This window comes from Pseudoneobacillus rhizolycopersici, from assembly GCF_054786815.1.
Window position 1 is genome coordinate 15,979 of sequence record NZ_JBTOOE010000029.1, and the last position, 13,436, is coordinate 29,414.

At 36.6% G+C, this 13,436-nt stretch carries 12 protein-coding genes and 1 riboswitch; all 12 genes read right to left on the reverse strand.

Annotation, left to right across the window (positions count from 1 at the left end):
• Nucleotides 1-9: 9 nt before the first annotated feature.
• Nucleotides 10-2,418, reverse strand: a complete 2,409-nt coding sequence (locus tag ACX9YW_RS20495; protein ID WP_460350024.1) for a PhoX family protein — start codon at nt 2,416-2,418, stop codon at nt 10-12.
• Nucleotides 2,419-2,644: 226 nt separating this feature from the next.
• Entirely contained in the window at nt 2,645-3,604 is a 960-nt protein-coding gene (locus ACX9YW_RS20500; protein ID WP_460350026.1) for an ABC transporter permease, read from the reverse strand.
• Complete coding sequence (locus ACX9YW_RS20505; protein ID WP_460350028.1) at nt 3,604-4,755, reverse strand: ABC transporter permease; 1,152 nt, start codon at nt 4,753-4,755, stop codon at nt 3,604-3,606. The genes ACX9YW_RS20500 and ACX9YW_RS20505 overlap by 1 nt, the downstream gene beginning before the upstream one ends.
• Complete coding sequence (locus tag ACX9YW_RS20510) at nt 4,748-6,280, reverse strand: ABC transporter ATP-binding protein (RefSeq protein ID WP_460350030.1); 1,533 nt, start codon at nt 6,278-6,280, stop codon at nt 4,748-4,750. Before ACX9YW_RS20510 ends, ACX9YW_RS20505 begins: the two co-directional genes overlap by 8 nt.
• Before the next feature lie 127 nt (nt 6,281-6,407).
• A complete protein-coding gene (locus ACX9YW_RS20515) occupies nt 6,408-7,559 on the reverse strand; it encodes a BMP family lipoprotein (RefSeq protein WP_460350032.1) in 1,152 nt (383 codons plus the stop codon).
• A gap of 131 nt (nt 7,560-7,690) precedes the next feature.
• Nucleotides 7,691-7,792, reverse strand: a riboswitch (purine riboswitch).
• 129 nt (nt 7,793-7,921) lie between these two features.
• Entirely contained in the window at nt 7,922-8,935 is a 1,014-nt protein-coding gene (locus tag ACX9YW_RS20520) for a pirin family protein (RefSeq protein ID WP_460350034.1), read from the reverse strand.
• A 46-nt stretch (nt 8,936-8,981) separates the two neighbouring features.
• A complete protein-coding gene (locus ACX9YW_RS20525; protein WP_460350036.1) occupies nt 8,982-9,590 on the reverse strand; it encodes a flavin reductase family protein in 609 nt (202 codons plus the stop codon).
• A gap of 575 nt (nt 9,591-10,165) precedes the next feature.
• Nucleotides 10,166-10,948: a sulfite exporter TauE/SafE family protein gene (locus ACX9YW_RS20530; RefSeq protein WP_460350038.1), complete on the reverse strand. Its 783-nt coding sequence runs from the start codon at nt 10,946-10,948 to the stop codon at nt 10,166-10,168.
• Nucleotides 10,949-11,000: 52 nt separating this feature from the next.
• Nucleotides 11,001-11,228, reverse strand: a complete 228-nt coding sequence (locus ACX9YW_RS20535; protein ID WP_460350040.1) for a sulfurtransferase TusA family protein — start codon at nt 11,226-11,228, stop codon at nt 11,001-11,003.
• Between the two features lie 24 nt (nt 11,229-11,252).
• Nucleotides 11,253-12,380, reverse strand: a complete 1,128-nt coding sequence (locus ACX9YW_RS20540) for an MBL fold metallo-hydrolase (RefSeq protein WP_460350042.1) — start codon at nt 12,378-12,380, stop codon at nt 11,253-11,255.
• A gap of 42 nt (nt 12,381-12,422) precedes the next feature.
• A complete protein-coding gene (locus tag ACX9YW_RS20545; RefSeq protein WP_460350044.1) occupies nt 12,423-12,818 on the reverse strand; it encodes a DsrE/DsrF/DrsH-like family protein in 396 nt (131 codons plus the stop codon).
• A 12-nt stretch (nt 12,819-12,830) separates the two neighbouring features.
• The gene (locus ACX9YW_RS20550; protein ID WP_460350046.1) at nt 12,831-13,409 is read right to left on the reverse strand and encodes a sulfurtransferase TusA family protein; all 579 of its coding nucleotides are present in this window, start codon (nt 13,407-13,409) and stop codon (nt 12,831-12,833) included.
• Nucleotides 13,410-13,436 lie beyond the last annotated feature (27 nt).

The window sequence follows — 13,436 nt, forward strand, 5'->3', positions numbered from 1 at the left end:
ACTTGGTTATTATTTTGAAACAATTTTTATGACCGTACTTTTACTTTTGTTTCCAGCCTTATCTTTTGCCACAACAGTTAGGCTAGTGCCTGCTTTTTGAACTTTAATTTTTACTGTAAATCTACCTTTTGAGTTTGCTTTTGTCTCTCCTAATAAAGTTTTCCCCTGATAAACTTGTACAATAACATCTTTTTCAGTTGTACCCGTAACTGTTTTAGATTTTGCCGTAACCTTATCTACTTTGGGAGCATTAGGAGCCGTTTTGTCGATTACTGTAGTAGTGCTTGCAACACTTTCATTACCAGCTTCATCAGTAGCGGTTACCTTAATTTTTGTACCTACACTTAGCTTAGATATTTTAAACTTATAGTTCCCATTTTTATCCGTCTTGGTTTGCTGCTTGTATTTTTCATTAATATACAATTTCACTACTGAATTAGCTTCTGCTTTTCCACTGATTGATGTTGCACTATCAGTTACCTTGTTTATTACTGGAACACCAGGGGCAGTGAAATCTGGCATTTTTGTTAAAGATGGTAGACCTGAGATATAACCAATACCACCTGTTTTATTAATACCAATTTGCTTGTCAATTTCTTTTAGTAGCTCTTCTTTATTTACTGCTGTAATGGACTTCCCATCTACTTCATCACCAGGATGCTGGAAATTACTGAAAATATAAGAGAATCCATTGCGGTCATCCGCAGCAAACAATCCGGTTGCTTCAGCTCCTGCTGGAACTGATAAAATACGATCTAATTCTTTCGTATCAACGTTATAGGCCCAAACGTAGTTATTGGTGTGAGCTCCACTATCTTCACCAATAAAGAGTGTTCTCATTGCCTCAGAGTAACTTAAGTTATCTGGATTGGCTACTTTATCTACATTTGCAGTGTTACCAAATGCATCAGCATCCTTTAAATCTTCTCCTACAACTAATCCAGACATTGATGGCGCTACATAAGAACTATTAATCGCCTTACCTTCGCTATCTTTTTGACCACCTTGCAAATCTAATTGATACGTTACACCCGCTTTAATTTTAGGTAATTGGATATGGTCTGCTGGATCTTTTCCTGTTGAATCTTTTTCCATTGCCTTACTTTGATCGGAAATAGCAATATATACTTTTTTATCCTTTTGGTTTAGTGCTACACCTTCCATTTTGTTAAATTCAGTAGTCGCACCAAGCATAGCTGCGTAACGGCGTGTTTCAAGGAAGGCTGCTGCCTTTTCTTTACCCGGTTTAAGTTTTAAGTACTCAATTTTTCCTTCATTTGAATAAGTTTTAATAGCTGTAAAACCTTCTTTAGGTTCGTCAGAAGTTTCAAAGATATCATTGAATTGAATACCGCTATCAATAATATTTTTCACTTCTTTATCAGTGGCATGCCCTAAATTAATCCATTGTAAATCACCTGAACCACCGTTTTCAGTACCAGTTTGTTTAAATTTAGCTCCATATAATGTACCAGCTGATAAATCTTTTTCCTTGTCAGCTACATACATAAACAATCCTGTATTACCACCATCATCCCCGTAAATGACCGTTCTGTTATCAGGCATTACTTTCGCTAACTCATGAGAAAAACGTCCTGTACTGTAATGCTTTTGAACAGATGTTTTACCATTCTTATCTACTGTAATTTCTGGAGTATAGCCATAGAAATACGGATTGGCTTTTGCTTTATCTCCAAAATAGAATTGAGCGAATGTTTCAACTTGACTTCTTACTTTTGAAGTTGGATTTAAGAAAAGACGAGCATCTGGTTCGTATTCTTCAGAACCTAAATGAGTGTTCCATGGAGATAATGATCCGTTACATGGAATCCAAAGTCCATCGACAGATGAAAAATCAATTTTTTCTACTTTTACAGGTTTTAGTTCACCTGTTTTTTTGTCCTGTTCCAATTCAGTTAAAGACATAGAGGCTGGAACTAATCCGTATGCTGATTTACCAGCAGCATCAATGGTTTGATATTCATAATGTGTAACCATATAAAGTTTGCCGTTTATAGGCAGCATTAAGCTATTTGAATCTGGAGCATCGGAAACAAAGTATTTTCCGTCTAGACTGCTTGGATCCTTAATTGGATTTCCTTTTACATCAATTGGTGTACCGGCAGGGATTTTTTTCCCTTTAACTGTCGCTACATTATCTTCTGATTTAAATAGGTAGTTGTAAGATAACGGAAATGTTTTTACTTTTCCATTGCTATATTTCACATCAACGGTTGCAGTTGTATATGTTTTTACCATTTCATCAATAGTAGATGGTGCCTTCATTCCATTAAATTTAATCGCTTCTATTGTAAGATTTTTCTGAGCATCCACTGCTGCAGGTGCTAATGCTGGAACAGTAATGGCTAGAGCAAGTGCTAAAGTAGCTCCTTTTTTCACGAGTTTCTTATTAAACATGAAGTAACCTCCTAATTGATTTCTATCGTACAATAATATTAAACCTAATAATTATTAATCTAGTATTAATTTTTGGTATTGTATTTATTTATTATTAGTTAAAGCATTAATGTTAACTGGCCGAAACTGTTAGGCACTGCTACTAGAAAAAAGGCTGACTCAGGCGAAACGTTCAAGAACGATTCTTCTGAGTCAGCCTCTATTTACAAATTTCTAAATCATTTATCTATCTCTTTCCTTTGTCATAAATCTCACCTAATGCTCTCGGAGCACGATTGGATTTAGAGAAAAAGATTAGTAATAATAACGTTAATATATAAGGTAAAGTCATAAATAAATCCGTGAAACTACTCGGTAATGCCATGGACTGAGCAATAAACACCCCACCAGATTTTGCAAAACCGAATAATAGACATGCCGCTAATGTTGGGAGAATTCGCCAATTCCCAAAGATTAAAGCAGCAATCGCTAAGAATCCGTATCCCATATAAATATTGGAAGAAAAGTTAGCTGAAATGGAGTAAGCGAAACATATGCCACCAAGCCCGGATAATAGTCCTGAGATAAGAACGGCAGAAAACCTGATTTTTGATACATTTATACCAGCCGCATCAACCGAATGAGGATTTTCTCCGCTCGCTCTTAAGCGCATGCCAAATTTTGTTTTATATAAAAGATACCACGCAAAAACAGCAATTACGATGATAATCACTTGGAAAGGATACACATTCGTAAACACTGCACCAATCACAGGTATATTAGCCAAACCTTCAACCGTAAACCGCTCGGAAACACCTAATCGAAACTTGTCCGAAGCCGATCCAAACACAAGTGCATTGATTTGGGTCGTTAAGAAAGTCGTTAGGGCTAACGCCAAAATATTAATCACGACACCGCTGATTACTTGATTGGCCTTAAACTTAATACTTAATACAGCGTGAATAACGGAAAAAGCCATTCCACCAATCATCGAAAACAGTAATGCGACATAAAATAGATTTTGAACGTCTGTGCTGATTGCATTTGCGATTAATACAGCTGAAAGTGCCCCGGTGAATGCTCCAAAACCTTGAAAGCCTTCAAGGGCTAAATTGGTAATACCACTCTTTTCACTGTATATACCACCTATTGCCATAATAAAAAGAGGCAGAGCAAAGGATAATCCATCGATAATTATGGTATTCATTATGATTCACTCTCCTTTCGATCTACTTCTTTATCCTTAATACGGCTAACTTTATGTTTCAAGTATTCACCACACGCACTAAACAATAAGATAAGGGCGATAATAACAAAGGCTATTTCCTGTCTTAATCCAGTTTGTGAACTCATATACGTGCTTCCCTGATCAATGATGGATATTAGAAATGATGAAAAAACAACACCAATTGGATGTGAATTTCCTAATAGGGATACGGCAATCGAATCAAAACCGATACTTGATAATACTTTTGGTTGTATAGAAGAAAAATAACCTAAATAAAAAGTCACACCTGCAAGACCAGCCAAACCTCCTGACATTACCATGGCTAGGACTGTATTTTTCCCGACATTTATCCCCGCATACTTTGCTGCATTGCGGTTAGATCCAACTGCTTTAATTTCAAAACCAACCACTGTTTTGTCCATGACAAACTTTAAAGTAAAGGCGACCACGATGGCTAGAATAAAGCCCAATGGAATATCCATTTTCAAGTGGGCTATTTCGACATTGACTAAGGTTAATCTTGCCTCTTCTGAAATATATTTGGATTGTCTTGAGACCGGATCAACATAGTACATTTGAATAAAAAAGCTGATAACATATTGAGCAATATAATTTAACATAATCGTAGATACAACTTCATTAATGTTATATTTATATTTTAGCCATCCGACTAATCCTCCCATTAATCCTCCAGCGACCATTCCGATTAACAACACCAGAGGTTTTGCGATGATAGCATCTAAACCACTGTATCCGACGATAATCGTCGCGATAAAACCAGAGACGAGCATTTGTCCGGAAACCCCAATATTAAATAGCCCTGCTTTAAAAGCAACAGCAACGGCCAAGCTGGCAAACACAAGTGGGGTCATGGCATTTAGCAAACTCAAAAAATCAGTCAACATGCTTTTATAGCCAGCATATGAAGGCTTAGGCAGGAGTCCTGATCCTTGGAATAAGTTATAAAATGCCTGGATTGGATTTTTGCCAATGAAAAGGATAACAACAGCCGCTGCGATAAAACTTAAAATAATGGAGACTAATGGGATCGAGATAGGTTGCCATTTTTCATTACTAATTGGTTGAATAAGACGATAACTTAAGCTTTTTTTCTTATTTTCTTTACTCATGCTTTGCCCCCATCATATATTCGCCGACTTCATTCGTCGTTAACGATTCACTGCTAGCAACTTTTTGAAGTTGGCCATTATAGATAACGCCAATTGTATCCGCTACATTCATTATTTCATCTAACTCTAATGAAACAAGTAAGATCGCTTTCCCTTGGTCTCGTTCATGAATGATCATTTTATGAATATTTTCAATCGCCCCAATATCTACTCCTCGTGTTGGTTGCACAAAAATCATCAGCGGCGATTGTAATTCGATTTCGCGAGCAATAATCGCTTTTTGCTGATTACCACCACTCATCGAACGAACTTGCGTCTTAATCCCTTGTCCACTTCTAATATCATATTTATCTATCAATCTACTACCAAATTGCTCCGTTTCTTCTTTGTTCAAAACTCCCTTTCTAGAAAAGGGTTCCGTATAGTACTGTTTTAGAGCTAAGTTAGTTGCTAAATCAAAATCCAATACTAGTCCAAAGCTTTGTCTATCTTCAGGTATATAAGATATGCCCGTTTCAGTTCTATTTCTGATACTTTCATTCGTAATGTCCTTACCATTTAGGAATATTCTCCCGCCATTAACCTTCGTTAACCCGGCAATAGCATCTGCGATTTCAACCTGACCATTATCTGCAACACCAGCAATAGCAAATATTTCACCGCTGTGTATGGTAAAGGATACGTCCTTAACTACTTCAAATCCATCTTCGTTTGTAACCGTTAAATGTTCTACCTTCAATACTTCCTCTTTAAACTGAGCAGATACTTTTTCGGATTCGAAGCTTACCTCTCTACCCACCATTAATTGAGCCATATGACTAACCGATGTTTCCTTTACATTCAACACATCGACTAATTTACCTTTGTTTAATACAGCGCATCGATCGGCTACTTTCTTAATTTCTTCTAGCTTATGTGTAATTAAGATGATGGTTTTTCCACCGTTTCGTAAGCCTTGGATAATCCCCAGTAAAAAATCAATTTCTTGTGGTGTTAAAACAGCCGTTGGTTCATCAAAAATCAGGATTTCCGCTTCACGATAAAGCACTTTTAATATTTCCACTCGTTGTTGCATGGAAACGGTAAGATCGGCTATTTTTTTTGTAGGGTCTACTTCTAAACCAAAGTTTTTAGATAGTTCTTCTATTTTCCGATTAGCATTACGAATATCAACATATGGAAAGAGACCCGCGAATTTTTTGATTGGTTCTATGCCTAAGATAATATTCTCGGTAATCGTATAGTCAGAGACTAGCTTAAAATGCTGATGGACCATTCCAATGTTTAGCTTTGCAGCATGATTAGGTGAACTAATTTTCACCTTATCTCCCCGGATATAAATTTCTCCTTCATCCGGTTCATACATTCCACCAAGAATACTCATCAGAGTTGATTTACCCGCACCATTTTCTCCAAGCAAGGCGAAAATTTCTCCTTTTTTAATGCCAATGGATACATCATGATTTGCTACTATTCCAGGAAATCGTTTGGTTATATGTTTCATTTCGACAATATAATCAGACATTTTTTGTCTCCTTTATCGTGATAATAGGAAAAATAATTTAAAAGAAGTTCATCATTCCCAAGTGTTTCTTAAATGGGGAAAATGATAAACTTCTATTTGTTCATTTCATTATTCTGTTTCTATTAGATTATAGCCCTGGAAACTTTTCTGGTGTATGGCCATTAAAATTAGAGGCAGGTACGATTGTACCTTTTTGAACTAACTCGTAAGCTTTGTTCATTTCATTTAGTGTGTCCTCCGATAATTGATGACGACCTTCTTCTTTTATAAAACCAGTTGAATTTGTATCTGCATAAAGGACGACATTTCCTCCTTTAAAGCTTCCATCATCAACAGAGTTTAATACCTTTTCAATATTCATACCCATGAATTTTACCCCAGATGTTAAGACGATATTTTCAGAACCATTGGCACCTTCATCAAATTGGTCTACATCCACACCAATTACTTTAACGTCGCCTTTCGCTTCCTTAACAGCTGTGAATACCCCATTACCAGTACCACCTGCTGCAACAAAGATGATATCTACATCTTTTTTAATTAACGCATTTCCAATCACTTTACCAGTTGCTTCATCTGCAAAAGATCCTGCATAGTTACCACCAACATCAGCACCTGTTACATCCGTCCCGGCATAACCTGATAATTCAACAAGTTCAACTTTTTTTCCATAAACCGCATTAACATAATTTATACCCGATTCAAAACCGAATTGATAATTGACATTTGAAGGATAAGCGATACCATTTACAACCGCTACTTTATTTGATTTTGTTTCAAATGCTGCAGCCATTCCTGCAAAAAAGCCACTTTCTTGTTCTGCAAAATTCATCGCATAGACGTTATCGAATTCTTTTTGGTCACCTACTGGTGTGGGCTCAGAATCATTTAAAATGAAAATTTTATCAGGATTTTCTACAGCAATACTAGAAACTCCAGCAAATTGAAACCCAGGTGTTACAATCACGTCATAATCTGCCACAATATCAGCAACAGCTTGTACTGCCGCAGCAGGATCACCAGTTTCTTCTTTAACAGCCTTTACTGTTGCTGTCGGATGCTTTTCAATAAAGCTCAAAATACCTTTATAGTTATCTTCATTAAAGTTTCCATCATCAACGCCTGAAGGGCTTGTTACAATAGCAATTTTTAATCCATCTTCATCTGTTCCAGACTTTGCTTTATTACCATTTGCTGAGTCACTTCCACATGCTGCCATAACAGCAGTCATTAATGCTAAGAATAATATCATTACTATTTTCTTTGTACTTTTGTTCATTGATATGATCCTCCTTGTGTTAATCTTGATGAATTTTTATCTGTGGAAAAATTAAAAAGCACCGAGTTGCACCGGTGCTTGACTTTAGGAAGGTAGATAAAGGAAATAAAGAAAAGTTACGTTTATCTCCATATTTATATACACAACCTCGTAGTCAAGCTATTTATGGTAGCTTGGTAGAAACTTTCGGGCCATATCCCCAATATTATACGAGAATAATATTTAATTTTTACTTTTTCATAGTAACATCCGAAGTTCTATTCGTCAACAAAAGTTTAATATAAATTATAAATGTTTAGAAGTGAGTGGCCATGACATGAAGAAAGGCGCTATCCATATCTAGATAGGCGCCATTCAATTGGTTATCTTTTTTCAACTCTTCCATCCGCATGGCGAGCGAATCTTCCTGACTCACGCTTATTTACAGGATCTGGACGGTCCCACGGCCAGCCACCAAATTGTGTATTTTGATAATCCCTAAACGCTTCGCGAATTTCCTGCTCCGTATTCATCACAAACGGCCCATAGGTTACTACAGGTTCTTGTATTGGCTCCCCTTCTAGGAGCAGCATGTAACTCTCAGATGATCCATTAGTAATCGTAATTTCTTGATCACCAGCAAGCTTCACACGATGGTATGATTCAATCGCTGTTTCGTCTATATTTAGTTTATCTCCCTGATAATAATATAGATTTCTTTTCATTGTCGCGGAAACTGACGGTAGAGTGAAGACTGCTTCCGGCTCCATATGAATAAGGTAGATCCCAACATGATTATTTTTATCCTTTGCCCAAGATGCAGAGTTTGGTTCTAATCCAGACTGGTCCATTAAACTTCCAGCAATAAGTCTTATGGTCGTTTTCTGTCCATTAGTAGCCACCGATTGGACTTCAGGTATATCCTCAGCCCATAACATTTTATATTCAGGCTCAGTGAATTTATCTTTTGCAGGTAGATTTAGCCATATCTGAAAGAATTCCAGAGGATTGCCTTTGTCTTGATGGACGAGAGGAAACATTTCAGCATGTTGGCTACCCTTTCCTGCTGTCATCCATTGAACATCCCCATTCCCAAACCGTCCTACGGACCCATATGAATCAAAATGATCAACCAATCCTTCAAGAACGGCTGTTACCGTTTCAAAACCTCTGTGGGGATGTACTGGAAATCCAGGAACTGTTGTGCCATGATACATTCTATAACCGTCACGCAACGTAAAATCCTCGCCAAGATTTCTACCTTCTAATGAAGCGTTAGGACCTTGCTGTTCATTTCCTGAAGGATACGCATCTTTATGATGTACTGTCATAAGGAACGGGTCTTCTGTCTCCCATGGGAATCCTAATTTTTGTATTTTCATGATTTTGCTATTCAATTCGTTTTCTCTCCTTTAAGAACCGATTCCGGAATCGGTTAATAAATTAAATAGGTCGTTCTATTTCAAAAATCTCCCCAATTTTAGCGTAATGATGTCCTGCTAATCGACTTACAGCAGCCAAACTCTTTGGATCGATTCTTCCATTTTCATAAATATTACTGTCAACGTGAAATTGAACTACCTTTCCGATGATAAAATCACATCCTGGAGAATCTAAACCACCCAATTTTAAGGAATGTTCTAAAGTACATTCCATCCGAATTTTTGCTTCTTTTACACCCGGAACCGAAATTTTAATACTATTAATAGGTGTCAATTTTGCTAACTCTATTTCACTTTGTTCAGGTGGAAGATTAGCAGCCGTTTGATTTACTTTTTCAACATTTGTTTCATCGACGATATGAACGACAAATTCTTTTGACTCGATGATATTTCTTGCAGTATCCTTCTGCCTTCCCCCAGACCGTTGGATGGATAAAGAAATCATCGGCGGGTTCGAGGAGACGATATTAAAATAACTAAAGGGTGCTCCGTTTAATACTTTATCTTGAGATAAGCTGGTCACGAACGCAATAGGTCGCGGTATTATGCTTCCGATTAAAAATTTATAATTTTCTCTCTCCGAATTATTATTAGGATCAATTGAAAGCATCGAATCATTCCTTTACGATATTAGTTCTAGATGTTAACCTAAAAAATTATTTATTTACTCTTTCCTTTATCTTTTTCATTAGGTGAAATTTCAACACACTTTAATGAAACAAAAATAACCCAGCAGTCTCCCGCTCATGCAGTTCTTTCTATCCGTAATATCTTTAATTGAATTATCTCGAATATGAGATAATGATAATATTTTAGTTACTCATATGTCAATAACCTTTTAATGACTGTTCTATAAAGAACTTTGCAGGGTTCCATACTTTGTCACCTGTCACATGCCAAAATCCTTATTGAAATTGATGGTGAAAAATAGAAAAAACTGCGTGAATGACTTTATCCGCGGCTTTTTTAATGGGGTGAGACAAAAGGGGGCTATCACTAGCCCCTTAAAATATTTTCTGTAGTAGTAAGATGACTCCTACCAGGAGCCAAACCCATGTACCAGGTCATATAGGGATTCCCTTTTTCAGGTTGGGTTGTTCTTTATTAATTCCTCAAGATCCGGTCTTACAATGATTCATTTTTTCCTTTTTCAATTTATTCACCTGACTTTCTCAGAAGGATCATTTATAAAATATCCATCCAAATTTTTACGGCAGTTGCTCCTATTAAAATCGCCAAAATCACTTGCAAGATTTTCGTATTTACTTTTTTTCCGGCTATTGCCCCTAATGGGGAGGCTATTAAACTTGCCACAACCATGATTAACGCAGGAAAATAATCAACTTGACCGGTTGTAATTTTCCCTACAGTTGCACCGATAGATGAAATAAATGTGATGGCTAAAGATGAAGCAATCGTCATCCGTGTTGGAATTTTTAATACCACTAACATGATTGGCACTAATAAAAACGCCCCGGCCGCTCCAACAATACCCGCTCCAATCCCTACAATTAATGCTAAAACGGCTGCCAGCCATTTATTAAATTTAACTTGGTCGAGAGGAATATCATCGGTATTTTTCTTAGGAATAAACATCATCACTGCAGCAATTAATGCTAAAATTCCATAAATAAGATTAATACCACCTTCAGACATCATCTTAGAACCAAAACCACCAATGAAGCTACCAATTAAAATACTAGCTCCCATATAACTGATTAGTGTTTTGTTCAAATATCCACCTTTACGGTAAGCCCACACACCACCAATAGTGGCAAAGAACACTTGTACAGCGCTAATTCCAGAAACCTCATGTGCACTAAAAGCCGCTAGACCAAATATTGGTGGAATATAAAGGAGCATAGGATATTTAATAATTGAGCCGCCTATTCCTAACATTCCTGATAGATAAGAACCAATAAATCCGATTAAGAAAATCGTTATGATATAACCTACACTCCATTCCATCCCTTTATCCCCCTAAGAAAAGGGAACCCTAATTCCGGTTCCCTTTTTATTTTCAACCTTTTTTAATCCAAAACTTTAACACGTTATCTTCTTCTTCATGATTGACTAATTCATGGCCTCCTGATTTTGCCCATGCAGCAAGATCATTTTTTGCCCCTTTATCAGTTGCATGAATTTCTAACACTTGACCGCTTTCAAGCTCATTCATTGCTTTCTTTGTCTTAACGATTGGCATTGGACATGCTAATCCCTTCGCATCTAAAACTCTATTTGCTTCCATTTTGTATCTCCTCCTAAATTTTAATTATCTAACCGCACAACGGTTAGGACCAATTTCCATTTCACGTTGTTTTTCTGTGTCAGGGTTAATTTTACCCATATTAGTTTCACGAATTTCTTGATAGGCATTTGGTTGCGGTGGTAAATCTTCCGTAACTAACTTTCTAAATTCATTCTCATCTTCAATGTTTAAACCATGATTTCTAGCAAATAGGGTACCTAATCTTTCTGATACGCTACCATCCTCATTTAATTCTTCCATAATCATAAAGTGAGCAGGAAGGACAATTAAATTCTCTGACAGTTCTCTATAACGCTTATAAAGACTTTCTCTTAAATCTCCAACCCAATCTTGAGCTAAACCAGCTAAATCCGGTCTACCAATGGAATCGATAAATAGGATATCTCCTGATAGTAAATACTTTTCATCGACGACAAAGGAAGTAGAACCAATTGTATGTCCAGGAGAATATAAAGCGTGAATACTTATTTCCGTTTTTCTAATCTTAACGATATTTCCACCTTCTAAAGGCTGATACGCAAATGTTACTTCTGTCGCATCTTTTGGTGGTAACCAATAGGTTGCATTTGCTTTTTCTGCAATAACACGTCCACCGGAAATGTGATCGGCATGAAGATGGGTATCAAATACATGTGTAATCTTTGCGCGAATGCGATTAGCGAAATCTAAATAGATGTCTGTCATACGTGTAGAATCTATAATCACTGCCTCACCGTGAGAAACAACCATATAAGATAGGCACCCTTTACCAATACGGACAAACTGATAAATTTCGCCCCCATCCTTTAAATCACCAATCTTGATTGGTTCTAAATGTTCACTCCATGCTTTCATACCACCTGAAAGATATGATACATTTAGCCCTTCATCAGATACCATATCTGCGACCATAATAGACGATCCTTCTTTTGCACAAACCACTAAAATGTCTTTATCAATGGGAAGTTTATCCAATATTTCTTCCACACCATCAAGTAATTCAAAGTAAGGAATATTTAAATACTCAAAGTTTTCCCCTTCAATTTTCCAATCTTGAAAATCACTTTCGTTACGAACATCTAAGATAAATAGTGGTTCTTTATTGATAACCTTTTGTGTGACTTCCTTTGAAGTCATTGCTGTTACAGTCATTTTATTTTTACCCCCACCGGTATATTTTTGTTTAAAAAATTTTTAAAACGTTAATGATACATCAGCGTCTTTTGCAAATTCTAAGAAAGTTACAGCTCCACCAACTTCAATTCCATCGATGAAAGCATCTTTCTCTAATCCCATAACATCCATAGTCATTTGACAGCCAATAAATTTAACGCCTAAATCCTGTGCCATTCCCACTAATTCTGGGATGGATGGAACATTTGCTTTTGCAAACCCTTCAGCAAAATGCTCTTTACCTTCAGGCATGGGAAGTTGTTGATAGGCTTCTTTATGAATTAAATTTAATCCTTCAAATGTAAAGAAGATCGCTACTTCTTGATCTGTTGCTGCTGCAGCTGTTGCGATATTATACACTTTATATGCATCAAATAATCCACCATTACTTGCGATAATTGCTACTCTTTTATTCATTTATTACTCCTCCTAGTCATTGATTGTTTCAGTTTTCCCAGACCATTGGCTCATTCCTGGTACAACATTAATCACTTTAGTAAAACCTTTTTCTGTTAGCTTTTGTGCAGCAAAATCACTTCTAGTTCCTGTTCGACATACTACAAAGATTTCATTATCTCTGTTTAATTCATTTATACGTTTTTCTAATTCACCTAGAGGAATAGAGACTGCATTAGGAATGTGATTAAACACAAATTCAGCGGTTTCCCTTACATCTAAAATAGTAACAGGGGCACTTTGGTTTTCGAGCTTCCTTTGCAGCTCTTCATTAGAAATAATATTCGGGTGTCTTCTTTCTAGATTTTCATCACCAGATGACTTTCTTAAATAGTGTTTTAGGACTTCACCTTCCTCAATTGTTCCTAAATATTGATGTCCGGAACTTTGTGCCCATGCTTTAATATCAGCTTTAGACCCTTTATCAGTTGCCTGAACCTCTAAAACTTGACCGGCCTCCAAATTTGTCATAGCCTTCTTCGTTTTAACAATCGGCATTGGGCAGGCTAAACCTTTTGCATCTAGTACTAAATCTGTTTTTAATGTTTCCACTACTAATTCCTCCTTATTTACCACCAG

Excerpts from the sequence above, each read along its gene's own strand:
- ACX9YW_RS20535 (WP_460350040.1), bottom strand. The coding sequence starts at position 11,228 with ATGGAAGCAAATAGAGTTTTAGATGCGAAGGGATTAGCATGTCCAATG.
- ACX9YW_RS20500 (WP_460350026.1), bottom strand. The coding sequence starts at position 3,604 with ATGAATACCATAATTATCGATGGATTATCCTTTGCTCTGCCTCTTTTT.
- ACX9YW_RS20495 (WP_460350024.1), bottom strand. The coding sequence starts at position 2,418 with ATGTTTAATAAGAAACTCGTGAAAAAAGGAGCTACTTTAGCACTTGCT.
- ACX9YW_RS20515 (WP_460350032.1), bottom strand. The coding sequence starts at position 7,559 with ATGAACAAAAGTACAAAGAAAATAGTAATGATATTATTCTTAGCATTA.
- ACX9YW_RS20530 (WP_460350038.1), bottom strand. The coding sequence starts at position 10,948 with ATGGAATGGAGTGTAGGTTATATCATAACGATTTTCTTAATCGGATTT.
- ACX9YW_RS20540 (WP_460350042.1), bottom strand. The coding sequence starts at position 12,380 with ATGACTGTAACAGCAATGACTTCAAAGGAAGTCACACAAAAGGTTATC.
- ACX9YW_RS20525 (WP_460350036.1), bottom strand. The coding sequence starts at position 9,590 with ATGCTTTCAATTGATCCTAATAATAATTCGGAGAGAGAAAATTATAAA.
- ACX9YW_RS20545 (WP_460350044.1), bottom strand. The coding sequence starts at position 12,818 with ATGAATAAAAGAGTAGCAATTATCGCAAGTAATGGTGGATTATTTGAT.
- ACX9YW_RS20505 (WP_460350028.1), bottom strand. The coding sequence starts at position 4,755 with ATGAGTAAAGAAAATAAGAAAAAAAGCTTAAGTTATCGTCTTATTCAA.
- ACX9YW_RS20510 (WP_460350030.1), bottom strand. The coding sequence starts at position 6,280 with ATGTCTGATTATATTGTCGAAATGAAACATATAACCAAACGATTTCCT.